Genomic DNA, 24617 nt, shown 5'->3' with positions numbered 1-24617 from the left:
GTTACGCGACGGCTGAAATCACCAGCGCCTGAATGCGGCCTTCGATCGCGCCCTTGCCGAAGCGGTGCGCGAGCGCTGCTGCGGCGTGCTCGGTCGCAGCATCAAGGCCGATCCCGCCGCGCGCCTCGATCTCGCCGCGCAAGGGCGAACCCTGGCAAAAACCGATCGCCGGATCGCGAGGCGCATTCGCCCGGCTTTGCTTCCGGACGGTATCGATCTCGATCTTGCTGAAGCCCGCGGCCGCAAGATCTGCCCGGATCGGGTCGACCGCATAGTGCCCATGAGGCGTGCGTGCCAGGAATCGCGGCGGATCGGCTGGAAAGACCTCCGCCAATGCCTGGGTCACCACGTCGGCAAACTCGTTGTCTTCGATGCGATCCCAGATGTTGAACAGGAAGCGGCCGCCCGGCTTCAGGACACGACGCGCCTCCGAGTAACCCTTGGGCTTGTCGGGGAAGAACATCGCGCCGAACTGGCAGGCGACGACATCGAAGCTCGCATTGTCGAACGGCAGGTTGAGGGCGTCGGCCGGCCGCCACCTGATATCGGTCGCGTCCGGCATCCGCGATTTCGCCCGTTCGAGCATCGGTTCATTCAGGTCGGTCGCTGTGATCCTCGTGGCGCGGCCGAGCGCCGACGACAGTGCGCGGGTGACGGCGCCGGTGCCCGCGGCCGTCTCGAGCAGTTCGTGCGGGCCAAGAGCCTTCGCGCGTTGAGCCAAATCGCGCGCATAGGGTTCAAAGATCATCGGCACCAGCAGCCGGTCGTAAAGCTCTGGAATGGACCCGACGAACTCCTCGTCTGACGCTGGCATCGGCGATCTCCCTGGCGGCCGTGAAGCCGGCTCACATCGAGAGCCCGGTCTACGGCCCAAAATGGTCCACCCCGATCAGCTTGGCCGAAGACCTCGGCAACCACAAAGGAAAACGCGTCACCCACGATCAAGTGCACTCACCGGTGCGTCACACAGGGTGGCCTTCCGGGTCGCGCGCCCCCCTCACGAGCGGCGCCGGCGGCTCTTGACTTCCGCTCCGAATGGTCTGATATTTCTGTCATGACAGAAATAACCGCCAAGAAAAAACTGCCTGCCGTCGTCGAGCGCTTCATCCTGCATTGGGGCGACATGGGCGACGAATGGGGCGTCAACCGTTCGGTCAGCCAGATCCACGGGCTGCTCTATCTTGCCGAAGCGCCGATGACCGCGGAGGACATCGCCGACACCCTCGGCATGGCGCGCTCCAACGTCTCCAATTCGATCAAGGAGCTGTTGTCCTGGGGCTTGATCCGGCGGGTGCCGATCCTCGGCGACCGTCGCGACCACTTCGAGGCCGAGGCCGATATCTGGGAGGTCGCGGCCAAGATCGCGGCCGGGCGCAAGGAGCGCGAGATCGATCCCGCGCTGGCGGCGCTGCGCGCCTGCGTCTCCGACGCGGCCGACGATCCCGCCATCAGTCCGCTCGCCAGCAAGCGGCTGAAGGAGATGCTGACATTCACCGAGCTCGTCGACCGCTGGTACACGCAAATGCTGAACGTGCCGCGGCCGCGGCTGGTCGCGCTGATCAGGCTCGGCGAGAAGATCGTAAGTTTCCTGCCCACAGGCAGGGCCAAATAGAGGCGGCGGCGTAACGGGAGTGTGCGATGGCGTCAGCAAGGATATCCAGCCTCAAGACATCGCCGGTCCCGGATACAAAACTGCTCGACGACCATCGCTTCCGCGCATTGCTGCCGGATGAGGATTGGGGCCGCCTGCCGGTTGCGATCTGGCGGCGTTTTTCGAAACGCTTCGAGGACGGCAACACCGTCGTCTATGTCGGCGAGGTCGAGGAAGCCTCGAGCAGCCGCGCCGGCTGGTGGCTGGCACAGGTCGCACGGCTGATCGGCGGTCCGCTTCCAACCGGCACCGAGACCGGCGTGCCGATGATCGTCACGGTCACCGAGGATGCGGCAAGCGGCGGCCAGATCTGGACCCGCATCTGCGCGCGCCGCGACGGCTTCCCGCAGGTGATTCATTCCGCCAAGCGTTTTGCCGGTCCGACCGGCCTCGAGGAGTATGTCGGCTTCGGCGTCAGCATGGCGCTGCGGATCGCGGTCGAGCACGAGGCGCTAGTGTTTCGCAGCGTCGGCTATTCGCTGCAGTTCGGCCCGTTTCGCCTGCAGCTGCCCGAATGGCTCACGCCCGGCGCTCTCACCGTGACCCATTCCGATCTCGGCTGCGGCGACTTCCGCTTCACGCTCGAGATCATCCACCCGCGTTTGGGCCGGCTGATCCGTCAGTCCGCCGTGTTCAGGGAGGCCTCGTCATGACGCCGCTGCTTTGGACGCTCGTCGCCATCCAGATCGCGATGGGGGCGTTCGACACCTTCTATCACCACGAATTCACCGAGCGGCTGGCCTGGCGTCCGTCGCAGCGCCATGAGCTGCAGCTGCACAGTGTGCGGAACATGCTCTACGCGCTGCTGTTCCTGGTGCTCGGCTGGCTCGAGGTGCACGGCATTTTTGCGATCGCCGTCATGGCCGTGCTGGTCGTCGAGGTCGTCATCACGCTGATGGACTTCGTCGAGGAGGATCTGAGCCGAAAGCTGCCGCCGAGCGAACGGATCAACCATACGCTGCTGGCGATCAATTATGGCGCGATCCTGGTGCTGCTGGTGCCGGTCCTGATCGGCTGGGCAATGCTGCCGACGGCCGTCGCGCCAGCCTCTGCGGGTCTGCTCAGTCTGTTCGCGACGGCCGTAGCCTTCGGCGCTGCGCTGTTCGGTGCGCGAGACTTCGCCGCGGCAAGACGCCTCGGACGGATGGCCAGCGTGCCGGCCACGACGCTGGTTGAGAAATTGCCGGCGCGGCAGACCGTGCTCGTCACCGGCGCGACCGGCTTCATCGGCAGCCGCCTGGTCGCAAGCCTCACCGCGTCAGGCCATCAGGTCATCGCGCTGATCCGCAACCCCGCGAAGGCCGAGATGCTGGCGCCGCCGGTGACGCTGATCACGAGCCTCGACCAGTTGCCTTCCGACTCAGGGATCGACGCCATCGTCAATCTCGCGGGCGAACCGATCGGCAATGGCCTGTGGACCGAGGCCAAGCGGCGGAAGATCCTCGCCTCGCGGATCGACATGACGGCGGAGGTCGTCAGGCTGATCGCGCGCCTCGAGCGCAAGCCGTCGGTGCTGGTGAGCGGCTCGGCGATCGGCTGGTACGGGCTCTGGCAGGACCAGGTGCTGACGGAATCGGCGAAATCCCACGCCTGCTTCAGTCACGAGCTGTGCGAAGCGTGGGAGAATGCGGCCAGGCCTGCTGCCGATCACGGCGTGCGTGTGGCTTATTTGCGGATCGGTCTCGTGGTCGGCACCGACGGCGGCTTCATCACGCGGATGCTGACGCCGTTCGAGTTCGGTCTCGGCGGTCCGCTCGGCTCGGGCAAGCAGTGGATGTCGTGGATCGAGCGCGACGATCTGGTGCGCCTGATCGCGCATGTGATCGCGAGGCCCGAACTGTCCGGCCCTGTCAACGCGACCGCGCCGATCCCGGTGACCAACACGAAATTCACCGAGGAGCTGGGGCGCCGCCTGCACCGGCCCGCGATCTTCCGTGTCCCTGCCGCGCTGCTCCGCGCAGTCGGTGGCGATTTTGCCGATGAGCTGCTGCTCGGCGGCCAGCGGGTGCTGCCGAACAAGGCGTTGAGCAACGGTTTTGTGTTCCGGCACGAAACCTTGCGTAGCGCGTTCGATGCGATCCTGTGAGGAGGGCGGCATGTCAAGCAGCTGTTCCCATGCTTTCGGAGGTTGGTTCGCCGGATGCGGAGCCGCAACTGCGGTTCTCTCTGGCGTTGCCCAGACCCTCCTGATGGTCGCATCCGGCGGCGACATCATCAGGCTGCTGGGAGGCGTCATCGCGCTTCTGCTTCCCTCATTCCTGGTTTTCGTCATCACATGCCTGCTGACCGCGATTCCCGCAGCGATCGCGATCTGGCTTAGCGAAGAGCTCCGGATCCGATCCGCAGGGTTCTTCGCCGGCGCAGGCGCTGCGATCGGCGCGCTCAGCATCACGGTGCTGCTGCGGTCTCCGGCCGTCTGGACATCAGGACTCGTCTGTCTGTTCGTCGCAGCCGGATTCGTTGCGGGTCTGACCTACTGGTTTGTCGTGCGAGAGCTGGAAGCCGCCGAGCATTCTTCGTGATGCCGCAGAGCAGTGCCCGCACTACGCTGCAGACGCCACGCTGCGGAACGTCGCGGCCAGGGTCCGCAATGCGGCCAACTTGGCGGGGTCGCTGACCTTCGAATGCAGCATCACTTTTGACATGCCGAGCCGCGGCAATCTGTGCGCAGGTCCGATGTCGATCAGGCCCGGCGGCGCGATCCGGCGGACGAGCGGCGCGACCGCAAGCCCTGCGAGTGCGGCGGCTACCACCGCGGTGACACCGCCGCCGACGAAGCCCTCGGTCCACGCGATGCCGGCCTTGTCCAGCGCCCGGACCGCCAAGGCGCGTACCGCGCAAGGCGGCGCGAGCGTCGCCAGCGGCAAGGCTTCGCCGCGCGGCCACACGAAGCGCTTGGTGGCGAACCAGCCGAATTCGTCCTCGGTCAATTTCTCGCCACCGCGCCGGCTGCCTTCCTGGCGCACGATCACAGCATCGAGCTCGCCGGCATCGTAGGCGTCGAGCATTTCGCGTGAGAAGCCGATGGTCACGGCGAGGGCGAGCTGCGAGGCCATTGCGTGCAGCCGCTCCAGCAGCGGCACCAGCTCCGGACCTGCGGCGTGGTCGCTGATCCCGAGCGTGAGCTGCTGCCGTGTTGGTTTTTCGCCGGAGAGTGCACGGTCATGTACCTCGATCAGCGCGCGGGCATGATGCAGGAAGGCGGCGCCGTCGGCGGTCAGCCGCACCGCGCGCGGCGAGCGTTCGACCAGCCGCTTGCCGAGCAGCGTTTCGAGCCGCTGCAACTTCATGCTGATCGCCGCCTGGGTGGTGCCGAGCGCCTCGGCGGCGCGGGTAAAGCCCTGCAGTTCGGCGACGAGGAGAAAGGCCTGCACGGTATCGATATCGAGCGTCGTCATTGATGATCAACAATCGTTATCATTGCTATCCATCTAGATAAGATACCAAGATGATGGCGAAAGGTCTAGCTAGGGGAGGCGCGGTTGACCCGCGCCAACCGAATTCAAGGAGACCGATCATGCCGCTCATCACCGTCACCTATGCGACCTCGCGCGAGAGGCCGTCGCTGAAGTCCGATATCGCCGCTGCGGTGTCAGACCTGACCGCAGGGATCCTGCACAAGGATCCGAAGGTCACCGCCATCATCGTGAAGTCGGCCGATGCCGCCGACTGGTTCGCGGGTGGCAAGTCGCTCGCCGAGCAGGGGCTCGCGAGCTACTGGCTCGACATCCACGTTACGGAGGGCACCAACACCAAGGACGAGAAGGCGGCCTATCTCGCCGCGCTGTTCAGCCGGATGGGCGAACTGCTCGGCCCGCTCCACACCGAGAGCTACGCCCATGTCGACGAGGTGAAGGGCGATGCCTACGGCTTCGGCGGCCTGACCCAGGAGCGCCGCTACATTGCCGGCAAGCTCGAGGTCGCGCCGCAGCAAGCAGCGGCATGATTGCCAGTTGTCCGGCTGGCGCGCGCCTCAAGGACACTGCCCGCCGATTGTGCTCTCGATCGTGCCGGTCCAGGCGGCATAGCCATCTGCGCTGAGATGGATGCCGTCCTCGACCTGGGGGCTCGCCTGCGTCTGCAACGTGCCGACATCGATGAGCGGGATCGAACGATCACGGGCGGTCTGCCGTATCACCCGGTCGATGTCGGCGAAGCGCGACCGGTCGATGGCATTTGCCAGCACGCCCGATCCGGCAATCGGTGCCAGCGACACGAGGAAGACCTTGGCGCCATGCGCGCCGGCCCGCTGTACGATCTCCTGATAGGACTCGGCAAAGGGACGCCGGTCGACCACGAGGCTGTCATTGACGCCGACCGAGATCACGACAATGCCCGGGGAAAATTTGATGCGCTCGAACTCCTTGACCAGTTGAAGCACGCCGCTAGCGATCGCACCGGCATAACCCGCGTTGAAGACGGGTCGTCCGCAGATCGCAGGCGAAAAGCTGGCGCTTTCGACCAGGCTGTCGCCGACGAAAGCGACCGGCTTTTCGCTGCCATGACGCGTCATGAAATCCTGCACGCGCTGCAGTGTTGCGTTCTGTCGAAGTTTTTCGACCGGAGTGTCCAGCAGGCGATAGACCAGGCTTGCGGAGGCCAGAACGATCAACGCGACCAGGAACCACTTGCGCATCAGGTCACAGCGCCGTCGCTTCCGGCAGGCGCGCCGCGCTGTCGCCGAACACCTCGGAAAAGGTGTGCCGGAGCGCGATGTCGACATCGGCCATCGTGACCGGCAGCCCGAGATCGACCAGCGAGGTGACGCCGTAACGTGGGTCGACCACGCCGCAGGGCACGATCGCCTGGAAGTGCGAGAGCTCCGGCTCGACATTGATCGCGATGCCGTGGAATGAGACCCAGCGGCGCAGCCGGACGCCGATCGCGGCGATCTTGTCCTCAAAGCCCGGTCCCTTGTCCGGGCGCCGTACCCAGACCCCGACGCGGTCTTCGCGGCGCTCGCCGCGGACGTTGAAGGCGGCGAGCGTGCGGATGATCCATTCCTCCAGCGAGGCGACATAGGCGCGCACGTCCGGCCGGCGCCGCTTGAGGTCGAGCATCACATAGGCAACGCGCTGGCCCGGGCCGTGATAGGTGACCTGGCCGCCGCGGCCGCTCTGGAAGGTCGGAAAGCGCGGAGCGAGCAGGTCATCGGCCTTGCCGCTGGTACCGGAGGTGTAGAGCGGCGGGTGCTCGAGCAGCCACACCAGCTCGGCTGCCTCGCCGGCCGCGATCGCCGCCACCCTTGCGTCCATCGTCGCGAGGGAATCGGGGTAGGGCACCGGGCCGTCCGAAATCCGCCATTCGACCGCGCCGCCGCCCGAAGGGCGCGCAAAGGTCGTCAAATCGAGGCTTTGGCGGTCGTTAACCATTAGCTAACCCTAACGTGGTCAGGTGAATGCACAATTTAGTTCCGGTTCGGCGGTTCATAAGTGCCCACCCTCGATAAAGTCAGCGTAGATCTCATGGTGGTCCTCGGCACGACCACCATGCGGATTCATCAGGTCATGCGGCTGTCCCGCGGCGCCATCATCGAACTGGATGCCACCGAGGCCGACGAGGTCAAGATCCTCGCCAACAACCTGCCGGTGGCCAGCGGCGTGGTGCTGGTCGACCGCAACAGGATTGCGGTCGAGGTCAAGCAAATGCTGCCGAAATCTCCCGGAGTTCGCAGTTAATTCTCGCATTTAGCGCCTTGTCCCTGCATGCATGATTTGTTACATCGCCCCGTCGATGCGGCGGCGCCTTAGGGTTCCATCCGACATCCTTAGCGCTCGTGGCGGAATTGGTAGACGCGCTGCCTTGAGGTGGCAGTGGGTAACACCGTGGGGGTTCGAGTCCCTCCGAGCGCACCACACCTCAGCTGATCCTTGAAATCGCTGGATTTTTCGATGAGGGACTGCACGCCGGCGATGCCGGCGTGGCGTCCGGATCGGGAGCCGGCCGGTGATGCGGAGGTGCCGGCCGACGGGATCCTGTAACACCGCGCGGGTAGTTTCGCGGGTGCGCGGCCGTAAAGCCTGCCCCACCCGGAGCGCCTGATGATCTTTGCTAGCTACGCCTACCGTGTCCTCTCCAATTTCGTGTTCCTGGGGCTGGTCTATTTCACGCTGAACTTGCTCGACAAGTACGAGCAGCGCGCGACGGTCGCGATCCTGATTCTGGTCTATGCGGCGATGCATGCATTCTCGGGCCTGCGCTCGTTCACCTTCTTCCAGCGCATCGAGCGCCTCGAAGGCGAGACGCGGCGGCTGGCAGCGGCGGCCGGCGAGGGGCCCAATGCGACCGCCTCGCGCCGGCAGATCGTCGCCGGTGTCACCGAGCTCAGGCATGCCGGCGAGATCAAATCCTATATCGACATCTTCTTCCTGGCGCTGGTGATCCTGCTCTGCGTCGCCAAGATCGTCGCCAGTTAGTTCCTCAGTCGGCCACGCGCTTGCCGGCCGACGCTTCGGCGCGTGGGTTGCGTTTGGCGAGGCGGACCGAGGCATTGCTCGCAGCCGGCGGCGCGGCGTGTCCGGGCGCGGCGTGGGCTCTGCCGTGAGCCGCAGCGGGAGGTTGATGCGCGGCCTGCTTCGGATGCCTGGCCTGGCGCGCGGAGATCGCCTGCGCGCGCGGTCCGACGGCGCCCGGGGCAATTGTCGGACGTTGCGCGATCCGGCGACTGGCCGCCGATCGCGTCGCGAGCAGGGTCAGGTCCAGCGCTTCGGGAACACGAAACACGTCGGACGAGGGAATCGGCAATGTCGAGACCGCCGCCAGCTGCGCGAGCTGCGGCTGCGGCCACAGCGTGCGGACAGGCCCCGCTATTCGGCTGCGCTGCGCGTGATCGAGGATGTCGGCGTCGCGCCAGTCCATGTCTGCAAAGACAGGTGCAGGCAGCGTCCGGGTCGCCGTGAACACGAAGTTCGGAATTTTCGGCCAGCGCGTGATCGCCACCGTCTCGGTCGGCGGATGCATGAACCATTGCTGCGGCTCGGTCGGTGTCGCCGGGCGGTCCGCCGTTGCAGGGACCACATGAACGATGCGGTAGCCGCGCTCCTTCAGCGTGTTGAGGATTCGCGGCAGCGCTGCCACCGTGCGCGGCTGGATATCGTGCAGCAGCAGGATGCCCTTGTGCTTGGCCTCGATGCGCTGGATCGCAAGATCATAGACCCGCTGCGGCGAGACGTGGCGCCAGTCGTCAGCCGGGAAGTCGGCGCTCCACACCTGGATGCCCTGCGAGGCCAGGTAGGCTTCCGGGATCTCGGCGCGCATCAGGCCGGGAATCCGGAAGAATGGCGCGAGCTTGCTCTTGTCGCCGTTGAGCGCGGCCAGGGTCGAGGCGATGCCGTCGTCGACCTCCTGCTTCACCTTTTCGAGCGGCATCTTGTTCATCGTCAGAGGATGGTTCTGGCTGTGCGTGCCGACGGTATGTCCGGCCGCGATCAGCTTGCGCACGCCCTCCGGATTGAACCGGGCCTGAGAGCCGATGGTGAAGAAGGTCGCCTTGACGCACTGGCTGGCGAGGATCGCCAGCACCTGGTTGCTGTATTTCGGCAGCGGGCCGTCGTCGAAGGTCAGCACCACCTCGTGATCGGCGAGCGGCAGTGTCTCCGGATACTGCATGGTGCCGATCCGCGGATGCTCCATGGGATCGACGACGAGGGTTCGCGAGGTGCCGAGTGCGTTGGGGTTACCCGGGCAATCCGCAGCGCGAACGGCCTGCGGCGCCATGAAGCAGCAGCCGAGCAGCGCCGCGCCGATCACGGTCCGCGACCGCTTCCGGATAGTCACCAGGACGTTCGCAATCATCAAATTCGGCCGCATTCCAAACGCACTGACGAATCCTTAGGTATGGCGCCATGAACGCCGCCTTAACGGTCTGTAATCCAGTTCTGGTTCCGGGTTCAATGTGACCGGTCGGACACGGTCTTCATCGCCGCCGGGACGATGTGGACGACGTGATAATTATGCTCACGCAGATACCTTAAAAAGGCCGGCAGCATCTCGGCTGTTCGCATTTGCGCGTCATGCAGCAGGATAATGCCCTTGCGGTGGCCTTCGAGCCGCCCGGTAAGCAGCTTGAGTTCCTCCTCGGGCGACATCTTGACCCAGTCGCTGGCCCAGAAATCGGCTCCGAACACCGCGATACCGCGCTTTTCCAGGTGATTCAGCAGGGTGGGCGTCGACTCGAAGTACGGGAACCGGAAGAACGGCGTGCTTGGGGTCGTGCTCTCGGTTCCGCGCAGGGCCTTGCCGACCGCTTCTATCCCCCGATTGATGTTCGCCTCGGCCTGGTCCAACGGGAGCTTGTTGAGATGCGGATGGTCCCAGGTGTGATAGCCGATGGTGTGGCCGAGGCGCGCGACCTTGCGGACCATATCGGGATGATCAGCCGCGTTGCGGCCGACCATGAAGAAGGTGGCACGCACGCATTCGCTCGCCAGCGCCGCCAGCACCTTGTCGGTGGTGCCCGGCGTCGGGCCGTCGTCGAAGGTCAGCACGATCTCGCCGTCGCGCAGCGGCAGGGTCTGCGGAAAGCTCTTCAGCCCGACGCGCGGATAGGTCGCAGGATCGACCTCGAGCACACGCGAGGTGCCGAGCGCGTCGTTGCGCTGGCACTCGGCGGCCTGCGCGGAGGCGATCAGCGCAGCCGGCGCGAGGGCGATCAGCGCCGCGACGACGTTCAGGATTGACCGTTGGCCGCTCGACATATTTCTCATTGCAATATTTCTCATTGCACTGGGCACCGCCGATTAGGTAATCCGTTCCGCACTCATCAGAGCAGTTTTTCCCCTCCTGTCAAACCGGCGAAACACGGCATGGCCGAGAATTTCGACGTTGCCGAACCCGCCGAGACCGACCCGCTGGCCCGGATGCCGATGCGGGACGAGGAGGGCGAGCTGCGCCCTGAATTCGTCGCGGAGGTCACCCGGGCCATTCACGCCGCGGACCGGCCGCTGCTGTGCGAGGTGGTCGCGGAACTGCACGAGGCCGATCTCGGCGACCTGATCGCGGCGCTGGAGCCGGACGACCGCGTCACCCTGGTCGAGATCACCGGCACGGATTTCGACTTCTCGGCGCTCAACGAGGTCGACGAGACGGTCCGCGAGGAGATCCTCGAGGAGCTCGAGCCGGAGACGGTGGCGGAGGGCGTCCGCGAACTCGAATCCGACGACGCCGTCGAGCTCCTGGAAAGCCTCGACGAGGAGGACCAGGAAGAGATCCTGGAGAAGCTGCCGGCGGCCGAGCGCGAGGACATCGAGCGCAGCCTGCTGTACCCGGAGAATTCCGCCGGCCGGCGGATGCAGACCGAGTTCATCGCGGTGCCGCCGGACTGGAATGTCGGGCAGGCGATCGACTACATGCGCGACACGCCCGATCTGCCGGACCGCTTCTACGAGATCTATGTCGTCGACGCCGACAAGCACTTGCTCGGCGCCGTGCCGCTCGACGTGCTGCTGCGCACCCGTCGCCCGGTCCCGGTCAAGGACCTGATCGACGAGGACCGTCGCCGCGTCTCCGCGCTGGAGGACCAGGAAGAGGTCGCGCGGATGTTCGGCAAGTACAATCTGGTCGCAGCTCCCGTGGTCGATACCGTCGACCGGCTGGTCGGCGTCATCACCATCGACGACGTCGTCGACGTGATCGAGGAGGAGGCCGACGAGGACCTCAAGGCGCTGGGCGGCGTCACCCATCCCGAAGAGCTGTCCGACACGGTCTGGACCATCGCGCGCGGCCGCTTCAACTGGCTGCTGGTCAATCTCGCCACTGCGTTCCTGGCCTCGTCGGTGCTCGGCCTGTTCGAGGGCCAGCTCGAGAAGATGGTGGCGCTCGCGGTGCTGGCGCCGATCGTGGCGAGCCAGGGCGGCAATGCCGCGACCCAGACCATGACGGTCGCGGTGCGCGCGCTTGCCACGCGCGAGCTCGGATCGGCGAACGCGATGCGTGTCGTCTTGCGCGAGACTATGGTCGGTCTCGTCAACGGCATCGCCTTTGCCGTGATCACCGGCATCGCCGCGGTGGCCTGGTTCAAGATCCCCGGTCTTGGCCTTGTGATCGGGCTTGCGATCATCTGCAACCTGGTCGCCGGCGCGCTCGGCGGCATCCTGATTCCGATCGTGCTGGATCGGGTGCGGGCCGACCCCGCGGTTGCCTCCGGCACCTTCGTCACGACCGTCACCGACGTGGTCGGCTTCTTCTCGTTCCTCGGCATCGCCACGCTGTGGTTCGGGCTGAAATAGGCCAGCGCCAGCCGGCTGGTTTATCGTTAATCGCGCCTTAACGGGGTTCGCGGATGATGCTTCCATCTCCAAGGGGCCATCACGGGGGCCATCATGCAGCGCTTGCGGCTCAAGGCGGACGGACGGATCGTCGAACTGCGCGACGGACAGGAAGTCCCGCTCGTGCCCGCACACCCGGCGGTGCCGACCATGTCGCCCGCAACCTCGCAACCGGCGGTGCGCGCCTTGGTCGTGCGTGATCTGCGCCGCCGCGCGCAACTGACCCAGCTCGAATTCGCCGCCAAGCTCGGCGTGCCCGTCGAAACCATCCGCAACTGGGAGCAGGGCAAGCGCGCCCCGCGCGGCCCCGCCCGCGCGCTGCTCGCCGTGATCGCCCATTCGCCGGAAACGGTGTTCGCGGCGCTGTCGAGCGAGCCGACGGCGGCTTGAACTGATACGGCGGGCTCCGTCCTCAACCAATTGATTGCGCATATGCGCCACAATTTCAGTGTCGTCCCGGCGAAGGCCGGGACCCATACGCCGCAGCAATTGTAGTGAACGGGACTCGTCGTTCCAGCGACGCTCAACAATAGACTTTTGTGGTTATGGATCCCGGCCTGCGCCGGGACGACATTGAGTGTGTTGCGCGAGTTGTGATTCACACATTCGCGTTCTCGCGACATGTTCTGTCCGAGCTTTGCTCTTCGTTCCGCCCTCATCTCACACAGAGGGCGCAGGGAAAGCCGGGTGCCGATCGCACCCATGGGTCCGGTGCAACAAAAAGCACCGGAGGTAGGACCACAGGTGTAACCGGGAACTCCGGCTTTCCCTGCGCGATGGCTTACGGCTTATACGTGCTCGCCCCGGCGAGACCGGGCTTGCTTGTCACCGCCCTCGCAAAAACGCTTGCGCGCTTTACGAGAGGACACTGCCGCTAGGGCGTCAGGCCTGCACGACTTCGCCGTCCGCCTCTTGCGTCCTCGTCAGTTGCGCAATCGGCGTCCACCGCATCTCACCGCAACGTTCGTGACGATCGCGAGCGCCCCTCATCGGGTGAGACGGCGGCATTAGACCGGTGAGTTGGGGTCCGCGTCAAGAGCAAATTCGGAAAAACTGAAGACGCCTTCTCCGGGGCTTGACATCAGGCAACTCAGTAATTGGCAATTCGGCGGGACCGCACCCGGGGTGGAAGGAGCGTCCGTCGCTCTACACGTTGGTCGACGAGATGAAGCGCATCAATGTGCCGACGCTGATCATCACCGGCGACGCGGATTGGCCGTGCCTGCTGCCGGGCATCCTGATGAAGCAGAGCATCCCGTCGGCCGCGCTCGCGGTGATGCCGAATAGCGGCCACGCCATCAACATCGAGGAGCCCGACGAATACAACCGGATCGTCGGCGATCCTCTCGCAGGTCGAAAGCGGCCGTGGGCCGCAGCGCAATCCCCGAGCGTGAGTGCTTCGATCACGGGATGAAAGAGTAGGGCTATCAGTTCGGCAGCTCCGATGTTATTCCCCGTGAGGCGCAGCAAGTCTCGTGACACGGTTGGGCAGTGGACGATCTTCCGCTTACATGCGCGCCACGAGTTGCGTTCACGGAGCCAGAATGTGCAATCACCTTACGCTGGCATGACATTGAACGAACGGATCGTCGTTTCTGGCCGGTTGGCAGAATGGGACAAGGCAGTCCGTGCAGTTGATCAATCGAAAATGATCGAGATTCTGACCCACCTTGACCTGGAGAGTCAGGCGGAGTCGCTGGTCAATCAAATTCTGTCAAATCCAAAATTCTACGGATATGACGATATCAAGTAGTTAAAATGAATTGATCTGATGAGCGTGTTTTTGCGTGGCTGGCGCCACACGTCCGATTTACGTCTCCTGCGCATTGCTCATTGAGGGAGTTGGAGAAACTCCCGTAACACCATTGAAGGTTCCGTGATGGAGAATCTCCTGCGTCTTGATTCGATATCACCGGGTTTGGCCGGGTCCTTCTTCGTCATGGCGGAAGCGCCCAGCCCGGTGTGCGGCAGAGGCTCGACTCCTTAACCGCGCGGTTTGACGAGCAATACTTCAAGCTCAGCGGGGAATCTGACGCCACGTCGTCACAGGCTTTACTCGTATTTCGCAAAGCGCGTGCGGCGGCAGCACTGGCATTTGCCCTCTCTCCCGACTCCAGACAGCTTCACGAGGCCATCTATGAAGCGATTATTGCGTCGGATGACCAGGCGGAAGCCATACGGGTAGCGGATGCGGCACTGAGAGCAAGATAGTAGGGTTGGGCTGCGCATAACGCCGACGCGCTTGCCGGCATCGCTTCAATGACATCGATTCAATATCCGTTCGCGCGCGCTGCAACCGCCGCGTGAATCGAACGCGCGACGATTATGTCGCGATGATGCGGCAATCGCAAAACCGACACAGAGCTGTTACGCGCGCTGGCTAATGTGTCGCACGTTGACGTCATAAATCCTTAAAAAATGGGGCAAGAAGTGAAGGCGAAATTCCTTTCAACGGTCGGATTCTGTGTGGTCGCCGCGGCGATCGCGAGCAGCGCTCCCGCCGCGCAGGATGATCACGACCGCGATCATCGTCATCCGCACGACATTCACACCGCCACGCCGATCAAGCATCTCGTGGTCATCTTCAACGAGAACCGCTCGTTCGATCATTACTTCGCGACCTACCCGAAGGCGACGAATCCGTCGGGCTCGATTCCCTTCGTTGCGAAGCCGCATACGCCGAAGGTGAACAATCTCGCCAACGCCAATCTGTTGACCAACAACCCGAACCTCAATCCGGCCAACGGCACCGGCGCGACCAATCCGTTCCGTCTCGACCGCACCCAGGCCAACACGCGCTCGCAGAACCACTCCTACACGCCCGAGCAGCAGGCGGTCGACAACGGCAAGGAAGATCTGTTTCCGGAATTCACCGGGCGCGGCACTGCCGGCGGCGTCGGCGCCTTCGGCACCAACGGGCAGGTGATGGGTTATTTCGACGGCAACACCGTCACCGCGTTCTGGAATTACGCCCAGAACTTCGCGATGAGCGACAATCACTGGACCGACACCTTTGGTCCGTCGACGCCCGGCGCGCTCGAGGTGGTTTCCGGCCAGACCAACGGTGCGCAGAACATCGTCGGCACGTCATCGTCGATCGCCGATGGCCAGGGCGGCCTGACGCTGATCGGTGATACCGATCCTGCCTACGACTCCTGCTCGAGCACGACCAGCCAGGTCTTGATGACCAGCAAGAACATCGGCGACCTGCTCAATGCCGAGCAGATCAGCTGGGGCAGCTTCATGGGCGGCTTCGACCTGACGCTCAAGAACACCAACGGCACCACCAACTGCGGCCGCAGCACCTTCTCGAGCAACGTCAACGGCACCATCGTGGACTACATCCCGCATCACGCCTGGTTCCAGTACTACAAGTCGACCGCCAACCCGACCCATGCGCGGCCGAGCTCGGTGAACGCCGTCGGCCACACCTACGTTCCTGGCAGCAAGACTGTCGATCCGGCCAATCACGCCTACGATCTCGACGACTTCTACGCCTCGGTGAAAGCCGGCAACTTCCCGGCCGTCTCCTACATCAAGATGCCGGCCTATCAGGACGGTCATCCCGGCAACTCCGATCCGCTCGACGAGCAGGCCGGCAATGTCGAGCTGATCAACTTCCTGCAGAAGCAGAAGGAGTGGGGCGAGACCGCGGTCATCATCACCTATGACGACTCCGACGGCTGGTACGACCACCAGTACGTTGCGCCGACCAGCGCCTCGTATGATCCGACCGCCGATCAAATCAACGGTCCCGGCCAGTGCGGCCGCGGTATCGGCAAGCAGACGCAGCCGAAGGGCCTCGACGGCAAGCCGGTGAACGGCCGCTGCGGGCCGGGCACGCGCGTTCCGTTCCTGGTGATCTCGCCCTTCGCCAAGAGGAACTTCGTCAGCCACACCCGCATCTCGCAGGCCTCCGTGGTTCGCTTCATCGAAGACAACTGGCTGCACGGCCAGCGTCTTGGCGGCGGCGCATTCGACGACAGCGTCGAATCGATCGCTGACATGTTTGACTTCGATCGCGGCCACGGCCAGGACCACGAGTACCGGCAGGACGCGCTGTTCCTCGATCCGACGGCCGGCACGGTCATCGTCAGCCCGCCGGATGATCACCATCATCACTAAAGCTCTTCGGTTCTGATCCAGTCAGAACCGAAGCTCTGCTTACGGTCTTGATGCGTTTTACTCGCGCGAACTGGTCCCCAGTTTGCGCGAAAGCGCCCTAACGACACTGGACCTGGTATGAACGGCCGCACTCTTTGGCTTCTCGGCGCTGGCCTGCTCTCCATGGCCGGCGCCGTTGCGGCAGTCGAGACCCAAGGACTCCCGGGGACAAATCCGAACCCGGTGCAGCTCAGGCGGCCGCCCGTCGCGCCGCTTTCTTCCATGGCGCAGCTCGGCCGCGAGATCTTCTACGACGCGTCGCTGTCGTCGTCGGGCGCGTTGTCCTGCGCCTCCTGCCACAGCCCCGACCACGCCTACGGGCCGCCCAATGACGGACCGGTGATGCTCGGCGGCCGCACGCTGCAGCGGCAGGGCGCGCGCGCCGTTCCGTCGCTGACCTATCTCGAACGTCACCCGAATTTCAGCATCGGCCCCGAGAAGGACGAAGACGACAACGTCGTCGACCTCGCGCAGATGGCAGCAATCGGCCAGCAAGCCGCGCGCGCGAAGAAGACCGCGACCGCGACCGCCGCGTCGGCGGCGAACATCGTGCCGCAGGGCGGCCTGTTCTGGGACGGCCGCGCCGACACGCTGCAGGATCAGGCGATCATGCCGCTGCTCGACCCCAATGAGATGGATGGCGGCAGCCTCGACATCGTGGCCGACAAGTTGCGCGGCGAGCCCTACGCCAAGCGCTTCGTCGAGTTGTTCGGCGCCGGCATCTTCGACAACAGGCGGCTCCTGGTCGCGGAGGCGATGTTCGCGGTGGCGCGCTATCAGGTGGAGGAGGTGAGCTTCCATCCCTACACCAGCAAGTTCGACTACTGGCTGGAGGGCAAGGCGCGGCTGAGCGAGACCGAGCTGCGCGGCCTGCAATTGTTCAACGATCCGGAAAAGGCCAATTGCGCCGGCTGCCATACCTCGGCGCCGACCCGTGACGGCCTGCCGCCGCTGTTCACCGACCATCAGTACGAGGCGCTCGGCGCGCCGCGCAATGCCGCGCTCGCAGGCAACGCCGATGCCAATTATTTCGATCTCGGGGTCTGCGGTCCGCAGCGCACCGACGTCGCTGAGCAGACGCAATATTGCGGGATGTTTCTGACGCCGACCTTGCGCAACACCGCAACGCGCCGCGCCTTCTTCCACAACGGTGTCTTTAGCAGCCTCGAGCAGGTGCTCGATTTCTATAATTTCCGCGATACCAATCCGGAGAAGGTGTATCCCCGTGCAGCCGACGGAACAGTACGCAAATACGACGACCTGCCGGGGAAATACCATGGCAATGTCGACGTCAGCGATCCGCCGTTCGAGCGCCATTTGGGCGACACGCCTGCGATGACGGCGCAGGAGGAAGCCGACGTCATCGCCTTCCTGAAGACGCTGACCGACGGCTATCAGGTGGAGCGGTAAGCCCGCCGCGACCGCCTGCGGAACCGATACGTGAGTTGGCAGGCTGTCGTCACGCGCGCATAATGGGCGGATGAAAGTCGTCGAAGGCAACGGCGCCAGCATCCCCGCGATCGGGCTCGGCACGTGGGAATTGCGCGGGCGGGTCTGCGCGCGCATCGTCGAGCAGGCGCTGCGGCTCGGTTATCGCCACATCGACACCGCCCAGATCTATGACAATGAGCGCGAGGTGGGCGAGGGACTGCGCGCCTCCGGCGTCAAGCGCGACGATGTGTTCGTGACCACCAAGGTCTGGACCACGCATTTCATGGCAAAGGATCTCGAACGCTCCGCCAGGGAGAGCCTGGCGCGGCTGCGCCTGACCGAGGTCGACCTGCTGCTGCTGCACTGGCCCAATCCGCATGTGCCGCTGGCCGAGACGCTCGGCGCGCTGGCGCGGGTCAAGCAGGCGGGACTGGCGCGGCATATCGGCGTGTCGAACTTCAGCGTGGCGCTGATCGAGGAGGCCGTGGCGGCGTGCCCCGAGCCGCTCGCCTGCGACCAGTCCGAGTACCATCCCTATCTCGACCAGACCGATGTGATCTCAGCCTGCGCGCGCCATGGCATGGGCTTCGTCGCCTACAGCCCGATCGCGAAGGGGCGGGTCAAGGGCGACCGTGCGCTGGGGCGGATCGGCGACCGCTATCGCAAGACCGCCGCCCAGGTCTGCCTGCGCTGGTTGCTGCAACAGAATGTGTCCGCGATCCCGCGCACCTCGAAGCTCGAGCGGCTCCAGGAAAACATCGGCATCTTCGATTTCGAATTGTCGGATGAAGACATGCGCGAGATTTCGGCAATCGGCAGCGGCAACGCGCGATAGTCGGCGCATTGCGCATGGGCGCGTTGCCCGGCCACCGGGTGACCCGCTGCATCGCCTGACTGGTCTTCGGCCCTGCTTGCAATCTCTGGTTCCAAAATACCTTGACTTCGAAATCCTTTTCCGTTCGCCTTGCTGCGGCCGATCTCTTTTGCCCGATTTTCCCGGCCGACATTTTCAAGGGAGGTTTCGATGAAAATCATAGTCGTTCTCTTGAGTATTCTGTTCGCGGGTGCTGTAACGGCGCCGCTTTTAGTGACTGATGCGGTCGCCCAGCAGAACCCGCCGAAGGCCGGTGCCAAGAAGGCCGGGCAAACGACCGGGCAAGCCAACAACCGGCCCTGCAGGACACGCAACCGCGCGTGCTACTGAGACGTTGCTGCGCGCTGATGATGGGCGGTGGCTCCCCGCCGGAATCCGCCGCCCGAACCAGAATGGGATTGAGGCCGGTCCTGATTGCCCGCTATGGTGCCGGGCAGGGGAGCATCACGACGTGATCGAGTGGGATGAAGTTTCGGCCAAACGCGGATCTGATGGCGTCGGTGTTCGTACACCTGATGCTGCTCGCGCTGATTTTCCTTTATTCGGAGGTCCATCAGTTCGATCCCGTCGCCGCTGACACGGTGCCGGTCGAGATCGTGACGCCGCAGGAGGCGGCCAAGTCCGAGATCAAGACCGAGCCCGAACCGGTGCCGAGCCCGTCGCCGACGCCCGAATTGCAATTGCCGTCGCTCGACAAGCCGATCGACACCGCCAAGCCGGAGCCCTCCGCGCAGACGCCTGCACCTCAGCCGCAACAGAACGCGCCGCAGCCCGCGCAGAAGCAGCCGACGCCACCGGCGCCCAAGCCCAGCCCGTCGCCGCAGCAGACGGCGGCGGCCGTGCCGCCCGCGCCGCCGACGCCTCCACCGATGCCGCAGCAACCGGCTCCGCAGGCATCACCCGCCTATGTGCAGCCCGAACCTGATCTCTCGGTCAAATACAACGTCATGCTCGGGCTGCCGCCCGATATCTCCGTGCAGGCCCCCGCCGACGCGCCGGCCGGCCCCGGACCCGGCAAGGACAATTTCGACGCGGCGGCGACCGAGAAGGCCGACGTCGGCTCCAGCGTAGCAGCCGAATTCCGCCGTCATCTGAAGAGCTGCATGAAGCTGCCGCCGACGCTGAGCAGTGCCGACGACGTCAGGGTCAAGCTCAGGGTGTTCATGAAGCCCGACGGCAAGCTCGCCTCATCGCCCTTGCTGATCGAGGCCAGCGCGTCGGCCAAGGGGCCGCTGTTGCTGAAGAGCGCGACCGATGCGCTGGAGGCCTGCCAGCCCTACGCGATGCTGCCCAGGGATCGCTACGGCGAATGGAAGGTGCTCGACCTCGACTTCACGCCGCACGACTTCGCGTCGTAGGGCAGGGACGAGCGTCAGCTTCCCATCGCCTGCCAGGCATTCGAGGCGAACTGCCGGCGCCAGATCACGATCACGACGGCGGCGGTGGTGACGAACAGCACCCAGGGGCTGACGAACCAGCCGAGATAGGCGAGCGCGAAGAAGAACGCGCGCTGGCCGCGGTTGAAGTGCCGGCCCGCCGTCTCGAACAGCCGCGTGGTGCGGACCACGTGGGCCTCGGCCTCCGGCGTGTCGCGCTGGCCGGCCGGCGGCATCGCGCCGAACAGGATCGCGACATAGTTGAACAGGCGATAGGCCCAGGCAAATTTGAAGAACGTGTAGATGAAGATCAGGATCAGCCCGATGCACTTGATCTCCCACAGCGCGGGCGAGGGCGAGAGGTTGACCGGCAATGCACCGAGCACCGCGAGCGCGTCGTTGGTGGCGCGCAGCAGCGCCAGCCCGCCGCCGATCGCGATCAGGCTGGTGGAGGCAAAGAACGCGGTGCCGTTCTGCAAGCTGGCCATGATCTGCATATCGACCATCCGCGCCTCGCGGTTGAGCAGATTGCGCACCCAGATCTCGCGATAGACATGCATCCGCGCCGACAGGCTGTCGCGCCCATAGGCGCTGTGCTCCAGTGTGATGGCGTAGACCAGCCATTCCAGCGCGAAGAAGCTGACGGCCAGGATGTCGGCCCAATAGCCGGTCATGGTGCCTTCCTTCGTGAACGCGCGGCTGCCTCCGTCAATGCGCGGCTGCCGCGCCGCGCGGCGTTCCGCGTCATGTACAGGTTGAACGCGTGCAATGCACTATGGCAAAATGCGGTGGCAACAGGATTCTCCGGACATGCTCAAGCTCGTCATCGGCAACAAGAACTATTCGTCATGGTCGATGCGGCCCTGGCTGGCGCTGCGCGCCAACGCCATCCCGTTCGAGGAAGTCTTCATTCCGCTCTACACCGACAACAAGGCCGACAAGGACCGCATCCTGAGCTTCAGCAAGGCCGGCAAGGTGCCGACGCTGATCGACGGCGACGTCGCGGTGTGGGATTCGCTGGCGATCATCGAATATCTCGCCGAAAGATTTCCCGAGTCGAAGCTGTGGCCATCGGATCGCGCCGCGCGCGCGCATGCCCGTGCGATCTCGGCCGAAATGCATTCGGGCTTTGTGCCGCTGCGCAGCGAGTGCGGCATGAACCTGCACCGGCCGATCCGCGCTGTCGCGCTGTCGGACGATGCGCGCGCCAATGTGGCGCGGATCCAGGAGATCTGGGCCGAGTGCCATGCGCGCTACGGCAAAGAGGGCCCGTTCCTGTTCGGGGCCTTCTCCGGGGCGGACGCGATGTACGCCCCCGTAGTGCATCGCTTCCGCACCTATGCAATCCCGGTGAAGGTCGAGGCGCAGCATTATGTCGACGCGATGATGTCGCTGCCGGCGTTCCAGGAATGGACGCGAGACGGCCTTGCCGAGACGCTGCGGATCGATCGATTCGAGGACGCCTGACTGCGTCTTGCGCTTCCGAAATGTGACAGCGGCGGCAAAGATCGCGGCTTGACGCCGCGGGGCCGAAGGCGTCGAATCCGAACGACCGGTTTTGCAAGTCGTGAAAGGACTTAGACCATGGGCATTCTGGATTCCCTGGAGAACTCGCCGGAGCTGAAGGGCATGCTTGGCCAGCTCGGGGCAACGGTGATCCCAGTCGTGCTCGGCGAGGTGATGGGCAATGGCGGGCAGGGCGGATTGTCGGCGATCGTCGCCAAGCTCCAGCAAGCCGGGCTTGGTGAGCAGGTTAAATCCTGGATCGGCACCGGCCAGAACCTGCCGATCACGGCCGAACAGCTTCAGGAGGTGCTCGGCAGCGACACCGTCAGGCAGCTTGCCGCCAAGTTCAACATTCCGGTCGACGAACTGTCCAAGGTGCTGGCCCAGCAACTGCCGACGGCGGTCGACAGCGCGAGCCCCAACGGCAAGCTGCCGCATACCGCCTGAGGGACGGTGGAACCCGGTTTCGGCCGGGTCTGCGGGCAATTTCTGGCTGGCACATAAATTGCTGCCTATCGCCCTGAAAAACCTGCAAAAACCGCACCTTCGCCATGCCCCAATGTTGCTGGATTTTGAGCCCTGCCCTGTGCTAGGTTGCCGCAGGGTTCAAAATGCCGGCCAGAGCTATCGGGACTGTCAGCTCAGCCAGCAATCTCTAAGAAAATGGAGAGGGCGTTGAAGCATAAGTACTCGATTGGCGAGACCGTCTATTTCACGGCCAGCAATGTGGCGCGCCCCGCCGCGAGCGGCACCTACCAGGTGATCCGCCTGCTGCCGACCGATGGTGACGACTGCCAGTATCGAATCAAGAGCTCGACCGAAGCGTTCGAACGGGTGGCCAAGGAGAGTCAGCTCGCGCTGTCCTGACGGAGTTGTGCGCAAGCCGGTGGCTGGAGCGGGTTCCGCGCCGTCGCCGTCAAAAGGCCCTGTTCGCAGACACATTCTGCTGAAGGTCGAGTGCCGGGGTGGCGGCGTTGGCCATCGCCGATTGTGCTTACGCTGCGTTGAGGGACATCGCGCATGAACTGGGCTTGGACTTCGCTGGATCAGGTGTGGCGCTCGCCGACCTTCCCGATGTGGCTGACCTTGGCCGCCGCCGGGTTCTTTGGGGTGGTCGTTCTGGTCACGCTGCTGCGCGCGGAAAAATCCGTCGCCAACGGCGCGCTGACCGTCATCACGCTGCTGTCGATCGCGGTTGCGGTCGCCGCGACGATCCGCGGCTTCGGGCAGGGCGGAACGGCGTCGCCGGCCGAGACACGCACCGCGCAATTGACCGGCCAGACGGTGCCGGCGCTGGCCTGCGTCGACGACCTCGCCGGAGATGCCGTTCTCAATGCCTGCGAGAAGGTGCTGTTCGGCGCATCGGATACCGCGGCGGCGGCAGTCAGCTATGCGGCGGCCCAGGTCTCGCGCCTGACCGCGCTCGGCGACCTCGCCGCGGCGGAGCGCAACTCGACCACCGAGCTGCAGGCACTGCGCCGCGCCATCGAGCATGACCGTTACGGCCTGGTCGCCTACGCGCTGATGGCGCGCGACCACTGCACACCGACCGCGTGCCCCGCGTTCCGCTCGCTCGGCGATAATCATCAGATCATCGCCAACATGAACGAGCGCACCTACGAGAACCTGGTCACGCGCTACGCCTCGTCGTGGAACGCGCCCGCTGGCCAGCCGTCGGCCGCCGGTCTGGTCGCGGCGCTGCCGCAGTCGATTCCCACGGGCAGGCCAACCAACGCCGAGTTCCCGAGCGCGGCGTCGACGCCGCCGGTCAGCATCATGACGCCTGAACCGTCGGCGAAGCCGGGTGCCGCGGCTCCGCCGCCGGCCGCCCGTGCTGCCGCCGCGCCGCCTGCCGCTCCGAAGCGGCCACCGGCGGCGAAGCGCCCGGTCCAGATCGCGCCGGCTGCCGCCGCGCCCGCGCCGGCACCCGCCGCTGCGAGTGCGCCGGCGGCGGCCGAGGGCCAGGAATAAGCGTGACGATGAGCGCGATGACGGCGGCCTCAGCCGTCGCCATTGCACTGTTTCGCGCAGTAAGTCCCGATATCCACCGCCGCGGATAGCGCTCCCTTTTCAAAGCGCGCGCCGGCCGCTACATCCGGCACATGCCGCTTCATCTCATCAAGCTCGCCGTCGGTTGCGACTCCGTCAAGGAACTCAAGGGCTGGGTCGCCGAACGGATGGCGACCGCGAAGAAAAAGGGCCTGCCGCTCCGTCACGTCCACATCACGCGGATGACGCCGAAGCGCGAGGAGGAGCTCCTTGCCGGCGGCTCGCTCTATTGGGTGATCCGCGGCGAGATCGCCGCGCGCGAGAAGATCATCGCCATCGAGCCGTTCCGCGACAAGGACGGCATCGGACGCTGCCGGCTGGTGATGCAGCCCAAGGTGATCGCGGTTTCGCCGCGGCCGATGCGGCCGTTCCAGGGCTGGCGTTATCTGACCGCGGACTCTGCGCCGGCAGATCTCACCAAATCGAGCGCGGCCAGCGTGGCATCGATGCCCGAGCCGATGCGCCGCGAGCTGCGCGACCTCGGATTGCTCTGAACAATCGGATTGCTGTAAGCAATCGGACGGCGGCTGCCGAGGATCACTGCGACTGCGTCACGAGATGCAGCCGGCCCCATTCGGATGCCGGGATTTCGACATAGCGGCCACCCGCTCTGTTGACGGTGACGTCGAGCAGTTCGTGATCGATCCCCATCTCGCCGAGATAGCGCCGGAACTGATCGGTGAAGATCGAGGTCAGGCTTTCGCGGTGCTCGTCCGAGACGTTGGGCGCGAGCCGGTTGGTGATCGCCATTCTGGCGGTCAGGACGACGCGATTGCCGGGCGGCAGGCTGCGATGCACGCCGCCTGCAAGCACCAATACACAGGCAAGCTCGCAGGGGACATCGGAGAGCTTTTCCTTCGCATCCAGCGGGCCGCCAGGGCGTTTCAGTGCAAAACAGTCCGCGTCGGATTTCCCGTTGCAGGCCTCGACCTCGGTCGCCGCGACCGCGGCGTCGATGCCGCGACCGCGCAGGATCCGGCCGAGGCTGGCAGCGACGGTGAGGTCGGACCCCTGTTTGATATTGATCACGACAGGGAGCTTGTGCCCGGCCTGGCGGTCGAGGATCGCCAGCAGCCGCTTGTAGGTGTCCCATTGCACGACGCCCTCGGCGGCGATCCAGTCCGAGCAGCCGGGGCCGCACGAATCGAGTGCGCCATGCGCGACATAGAAGATCATCGCGCCGGGCGACGAATTGACCCCGCCGACTGGCGGCCGGGTCTGAGCCTGCGCCAGGCCGGTGGTCAGCAGCGCGATACCGAGAAGAATGCCTAGCCTGTAAAGATTGTTCATTCCGACCGCCC

The 24617-nt window shown here is 64.9% G+C and carries 29 protein-coding genes and 1 tRNA gene; 22 read left to right on the top strand and 8 right to left on the bottom strand.

Features of this window, described 5'->3' with window-relative positions; all coding sequences use genetic code 11:
• Position 1: 1 nt before the first annotated feature.
• Positions 2-814 (bottom strand): class I SAM-dependent methyltransferase, encoded by an 813-nt coding sequence (locus G6P99_RS27280; RefSeq protein WP_029083250.1) that lies wholly within the window; start codon positions 812-814, stop codon positions 2-4.
• Positions 815-1054: 240 nt separating this feature from the next.
• Between G6P99_RS27280 and G6P99_RS27275 the strand changes: the two genes are divergently transcribed.
• From G6P99_RS27275 to G6P99_RS27260, 4 genes are all read left to right on the top strand, one after another.
• A complete protein-coding gene (locus G6P99_RS27275) occupies positions 1055-1612 on the top strand; it encodes a GbsR/MarR family transcriptional regulator (RefSeq protein ID WP_029083251.1) in 558 nt (185 codons plus the stop codon).
• Between the two features lie 26 nt (positions 1613-1638).
• Positions 1639-2304: a DUF4166 domain-containing protein gene (locus G6P99_RS27270; RefSeq protein WP_029083252.1), complete on the top strand. Its 666-nt coding sequence runs from the start codon at positions 1639-1641 to the stop codon at positions 2302-2304.
• Positions 2301-3737: a TIGR01777 family oxidoreductase gene (locus G6P99_RS27265; protein WP_029083253.1), complete on the top strand. Its 1437-nt coding sequence runs from the start codon at positions 2301-2303 to the stop codon at positions 3735-3737. Before G6P99_RS27270 ends, G6P99_RS27265 begins: the two co-directional genes overlap by 4 nt.
• 103 nt (positions 3738-3840) lie before the next feature.
• A complete protein-coding gene (locus tag G6P99_RS27260) occupies positions 3841-4173 on the top strand; it encodes a hypothetical protein (protein ID WP_029083254.1) in 333 nt (110 codons plus the stop codon).
• 21 nt (positions 4174-4194) lie between these two features.
• Here G6P99_RS27260 and G6P99_RS27255 read toward each other — a convergent pair whose 3' ends face one another.
• Complete coding sequence (locus G6P99_RS27255) at positions 4195-5049, bottom strand: LysR family transcriptional regulator (RefSeq protein WP_165124010.1); 855 nt, start codon at positions 5047-5049, stop codon at positions 4195-4197.
• A gap of 119 nt (positions 5050-5168) precedes the next feature.
• Between G6P99_RS27255 and G6P99_RS27250 the strand changes: the two genes are divergently transcribed.
• Positions 5169-5597 (top strand): tautomerase family protein, encoded by a 429-nt coding sequence (locus G6P99_RS27250; protein WP_029083256.1) that lies wholly within the window; start codon positions 5169-5171, stop codon positions 5595-5597.
• 27 nt (positions 5598-5624) lie between these two features.
• Here G6P99_RS27250 and G6P99_RS27245 read toward each other — a convergent pair whose 3' ends face one another.
• Positions 5625-6287: an SGNH/GDSL hydrolase family protein gene (locus G6P99_RS27245; RefSeq protein WP_029083257.1), complete on the bottom strand. Its 663-nt coding sequence runs from the start codon at positions 6285-6287 to the stop codon at positions 5625-5627.
• A 4-nt stretch (positions 6288-6291) separates the two neighbouring features.
• Complete coding sequence (gene lipB, locus G6P99_RS27240) at positions 6292-7023, bottom strand: lipoyl(octanoyl) transferase LipB (RefSeq protein ID WP_029083258.1); 732 nt, start codon at positions 7021-7023, stop codon at positions 6292-6294.
• Positions 7024-7083: 60 nt separating this feature from the next.
• On the opposite strand from lipB, the gene G6P99_RS27235 reads away from it, so the two are divergent.
• The 3 genes from G6P99_RS27235 to G6P99_RS27225 all read left to right on the top strand — a co-directional run bounded on the left by G6P99_RS27235 (position 7084) and on the right by G6P99_RS27225 (position 8067).
• Entirely contained in the window at positions 7084-7329 is a 246-nt protein-coding gene (locus tag G6P99_RS27235; RefSeq protein ID WP_165124007.1) for a FliM/FliN family flagellar motor switch protein, read from the top strand.
• A 92-nt stretch (positions 7330-7421) separates the two neighbouring features.
• A tRNA-Leu gene (locus tag G6P99_RS27230) sits at positions 7422-7506 on the top strand.
• Positions 7507-7692: 186 nt separating this feature from the next.
• The gene (locus G6P99_RS27225; protein WP_029083259.1) at positions 7693-8067 is read left to right on the top strand and encodes a hypothetical protein; all 375 of its coding nucleotides are present in this window, start codon (positions 7693-7695) and stop codon (positions 8065-8067) included.
• A gap of 4 nt (positions 8068-8071) precedes the next feature.
• Here the strand turns inward: G6P99_RS27225 and G6P99_RS27220 are convergent, their stop codons facing one another.
• Together G6P99_RS27220 and G6P99_RS27215 are read right to left on the bottom strand one after the other, a co-directional pair.
• The gene (locus G6P99_RS27220) at positions 8072-9445 is read right to left on the bottom strand and encodes a polysaccharide deacetylase family protein (protein WP_029083260.1); all 1374 of its coding nucleotides are present in this window, start codon (positions 9443-9445) and stop codon (positions 8072-8074) included.
• Positions 9446-9540: 95 nt separating this feature from the next.
• Positions 9541-10356, bottom strand: coding sequence for a polysaccharide deacetylase family protein (locus G6P99_RS27215; protein WP_246709629.1), 816 nt, complete (start codon positions 10354-10356; stop codon positions 9541-9543).
• A gap of 99 nt (positions 10357-10455) precedes the next feature.
• Between G6P99_RS27215 and mgtE the strand changes: the two genes are divergently transcribed.
• From mgtE to G6P99_RS27170, 9 genes are all read left to right on the top strand, one after another.
• Positions 10456-11877 carry a magnesium transporter gene (gene mgtE / locus G6P99_RS27210; RefSeq protein WP_029083262.1) on the top strand — a complete coding sequence of 474 codons (1422 nt, stop codon included), beginning with the start codon at positions 10456-10458 and terminating at the stop codon, positions 11875-11877.
• Between the two features lie 93 nt (positions 11878-11970).
• Positions 11971-12306 (top strand): helix-turn-helix domain-containing protein, encoded by a 336-nt coding sequence (locus tag G6P99_RS27205; protein WP_029083263.1) that lies wholly within the window; start codon positions 11971-11973, stop codon positions 12304-12306.
• Positions 12307-13081: 775 nt separating this feature from the next.
• On the top strand, positions 13082-13330 hold the full coding sequence (locus G6P99_RS27200; protein WP_156928790.1) for an alpha/beta fold hydrolase: 249 nt from the start codon (positions 13082-13084) through the stop codon (positions 13328-13330).
• A gap of 132 nt (positions 13331-13462) precedes the next feature.
• Positions 13463-13669: a hypothetical protein gene (locus G6P99_RS27195; protein WP_029083265.1), complete on the top strand. Its 207-nt coding sequence runs from the start codon at positions 13463-13465 to the stop codon at positions 13667-13669.
• Between the two features lie 677 nt (positions 13670-14346).
• Positions 14347-16041 (top strand): phospholipase C, encoded by a 1695-nt coding sequence (locus tag G6P99_RS27190; protein ID WP_029083267.1) that lies wholly within the window; start codon positions 14347-14349, stop codon positions 16039-16041.
• 117 nt (positions 16042-16158) lie between these two features.
• Positions 16159-17490 carry a cytochrome-c peroxidase gene (locus G6P99_RS27185; protein WP_029083268.1) on the top strand — a complete coding sequence of 444 codons (1332 nt, stop codon included), beginning with the start codon at positions 16159-16161 and terminating at the stop codon, positions 17488-17490.
• Between the two features lie 70 nt (positions 17491-17560).
• Positions 17561-18346 carry an aldo/keto reductase gene (locus G6P99_RS27180; protein WP_029083269.1) on the top strand — a complete coding sequence of 262 codons (786 nt, stop codon included), beginning with the start codon at positions 17561-17563 and terminating at the stop codon, positions 18344-18346.
• 189 nt (positions 18347-18535) lie between these two features.
• Positions 18536-18715, top strand: a complete 180-nt coding sequence (locus tag G6P99_RS27175; protein WP_029083270.1) for a hypothetical protein — start codon at positions 18536-18538, stop codon at positions 18713-18715.
• Positions 18716-18849: 134 nt separating this feature from the next.
• Positions 18850-19743 (top strand): hypothetical protein, encoded by an 894-nt coding sequence (locus tag G6P99_RS27170; RefSeq protein WP_165124005.1) that lies wholly within the window; start codon positions 18850-18852, stop codon positions 19741-19743.
• Between the two features lie 14 nt (positions 19744-19757).
• Here G6P99_RS27170 and G6P99_RS27165 read toward each other — a convergent pair whose 3' ends face one another.
• The gene (locus G6P99_RS27165; protein WP_029083272.1) at positions 19758-20435 is read right to left on the bottom strand and encodes a DUF599 domain-containing protein; all 678 of its coding nucleotides are present in this window, start codon (positions 20433-20435) and stop codon (positions 19758-19760) included.
• A 136-nt stretch (positions 20436-20571) separates the two neighbouring features.
• Here G6P99_RS27165 and G6P99_RS27160 point away from each other — a divergent pair, with 136 nt between their 5' ends.
• From G6P99_RS27160 to G6P99_RS27140, 5 genes are all read left to right on the top strand, one after another.
• A complete protein-coding gene (locus tag G6P99_RS27160) occupies positions 20572-21228 on the top strand; it encodes a glutathione S-transferase family protein (RefSeq protein ID WP_029083273.1) in 657 nt (218 codons plus the stop codon).
• 117 nt (positions 21229-21345) lie between these two features.
• A complete protein-coding gene (locus tag G6P99_RS27155; RefSeq protein ID WP_029083274.1) occupies positions 21346-21714 on the top strand; it encodes a YidB family protein in 369 nt (122 codons plus the stop codon).
• A gap of 216 nt (positions 21715-21930) precedes the next feature.
• On the top strand, positions 21931-22134 hold the full coding sequence (locus G6P99_RS27150; protein ID WP_018272021.1) for a hypothetical protein: 204 nt from the start codon (positions 21931-21933) through the stop codon (positions 22132-22134).
• Positions 22135-22287: 153 nt separating this feature from the next.
• A complete protein-coding gene (locus tag G6P99_RS27145) occupies positions 22288-23238 on the top strand; it encodes a hypothetical protein (RefSeq protein WP_029083275.1) in 951 nt (316 codons plus the stop codon).
• A 131-nt stretch (positions 23239-23369) separates the two neighbouring features.
• The gene (locus G6P99_RS27140) at positions 23370-23810 is read left to right on the top strand and encodes a DUF1489 family protein (RefSeq protein ID WP_024581318.1); all 441 of its coding nucleotides are present in this window, start codon (positions 23370-23372) and stop codon (positions 23808-23810) included.
• 43 nt (positions 23811-23853) lie between these two features.
• On the opposite strand, the gene G6P99_RS27135 is transcribed toward G6P99_RS27140, so the two are convergent.
• Entirely contained in the window at positions 23854-24606 is a 753-nt protein-coding gene (locus G6P99_RS27135) for a hypothetical protein (RefSeq protein WP_084518593.1), read from the bottom strand.
• Positions 24607-24617 lie beyond the last annotated feature (11 nt).

Source organism: Bradyrhizobium sp. 6(2017) (assembly GCF_011058295.2).
Lineage (GTDB): Bacteria > Pseudomonadota > Alphaproteobacteria > Rhizobiales > Xanthobacteraceae > Bradyrhizobium > Bradyrhizobium septentrionale.
This window is presented reverse-complemented; position numbering and strand designations above follow the sequence as displayed.

Coding starts and splice junctions, on each gene's coding strand:
- G6P99_RS27280 (WP_029083250.1), bottom strand. CDS start 814: ATGCCAGCGTCAGACGAGGAGTTCGTCGGGTCCATTCCAGAGCTTTAC.
- G6P99_RS27275 (WP_029083251.1), top strand. CDS start 1,055: ATGACAGAAATAACCGCCAAGAAAAAACTGCCTGCCGTCGTCGAGCGC.
- G6P99_RS27270 (WP_029083252.1), top strand. CDS start 1,639: ATGGCGTCAGCAAGGATATCCAGCCTCAAGACATCGCCGGTCCCGGAT.
- G6P99_RS27265 (WP_029083253.1), top strand. CDS start 2,301: ATGACGCCGCTGCTTTGGACGCTCGTCGCCATCCAGATCGCGATGGGG.
- G6P99_RS27260 (WP_029083254.1), top strand. CDS start 3,841: ATGGTCGCATCCGGCGGCGACATCATCAGGCTGCTGGGAGGCGTCATC.
- G6P99_RS27255 (WP_165124010.1), bottom strand. CDS start 5,049: ATGACGACGCTCGATATCGATACCGTGCAGGCCTTTCTCCTCGTCGCC.
- G6P99_RS27250 (WP_029083256.1), top strand. CDS start 5,169: ATGCCGCTCATCACCGTCACCTATGCGACCTCGCGCGAGAGGCCGTCG.
- G6P99_RS27245 (WP_029083257.1), bottom strand. CDS start 6,287: ATGCGCAAGTGGTTCCTGGTCGCGTTGATCGTTCTGGCCTCCGCAAGC.
- lipB (WP_029083258.1), bottom strand. CDS start 7,023: ATGGTTAACGACCGCCAAAGCCTCGATTTGACGACCTTTGCGCGCCCT.
- G6P99_RS27225 (WP_029083259.1), top strand. CDS start 7,693: ATGATCTTTGCTAGCTACGCCTACCGTGTCCTCTCCAATTTCGTGTTC.
- G6P99_RS27220 (WP_029083260.1), bottom strand. CDS start 9,445: ATGATTGCGAACGTCCTGGTGACTATCCGGAAGCGGTCGCGGACCGTG.
- G6P99_RS27215 (WP_246709629.1), bottom strand. CDS start 10,356: ATGAGAAATATGTCGAGCGGCCAACGGTCAATCCTGAACGTCGTCGCG.
- mgtE (WP_029083262.1), top strand. CDS start 10,456: ATGGCCGAGAATTTCGACGTTGCCGAACCCGCCGAGACCGACCCGCTG.
- G6P99_RS27205 (WP_029083263.1), top strand. CDS start 11,971: ATGCAGCGCTTGCGGCTCAAGGCGGACGGACGGATCGTCGAACTGCGC.
- G6P99_RS27200 (WP_156928790.1), top strand. CDS start 13,082: ATGAAGCGCATCAATGTGCCGACGCTGATCATCACCGGCGACGCGGAT.
- G6P99_RS27185 (WP_029083268.1), top strand. CDS start 16,159: ATGAACGGCCGCACTCTTTGGCTTCTCGGCGCTGGCCTGCTCTCCATG.
- G6P99_RS27180 (WP_029083269.1), top strand. CDS start 17,561: ATGAAAGTCGTCGAAGGCAACGGCGCCAGCATCCCCGCGATCGGGCTC.
- G6P99_RS27175 (WP_029083270.1), top strand. CDS start 18,536: ATGAAAATCATAGTCGTTCTCTTGAGTATTCTGTTCGCGGGTGCTGTA.
- G6P99_RS27170 (WP_165124005.1), top strand. CDS start 18,850: ATGAAGTTTCGGCCAAACGCGGATCTGATGGCGTCGGTGTTCGTACAC.
- G6P99_RS27165 (WP_029083272.1), bottom strand. CDS start 20,435: ATGACCGGCTATTGGGCCGACATCCTGGCCGTCAGCTTCTTCGCGCTG.
- G6P99_RS27160 (WP_029083273.1), top strand. CDS start 20,572: ATGCTCAAGCTCGTCATCGGCAACAAGAACTATTCGTCATGGTCGATG.
- G6P99_RS27155 (WP_029083274.1), top strand. CDS start 21,346: ATGGGCATTCTGGATTCCCTGGAGAACTCGCCGGAGCTGAAGGGCATG.
- G6P99_RS27150 (WP_018272021.1), top strand. CDS start 21,931: ATGGAGAGGGCGTTGAAGCATAAGTACTCGATTGGCGAGACCGTCTAT.
- G6P99_RS27145 (WP_029083275.1), top strand. CDS start 22,288: ATGAACTGGGCTTGGACTTCGCTGGATCAGGTGTGGCGCTCGCCGACC.
- G6P99_RS27140 (WP_024581318.1), top strand. CDS start 23,370: ATGCCGCTTCATCTCATCAAGCTCGCCGTCGGTTGCGACTCCGTCAAG.
- G6P99_RS27135 (WP_084518593.1), bottom strand. CDS start 24,606: ATGAACAATCTTTACAGGCTAGGCATTCTTCTCGGTATCGCGCTGCTG.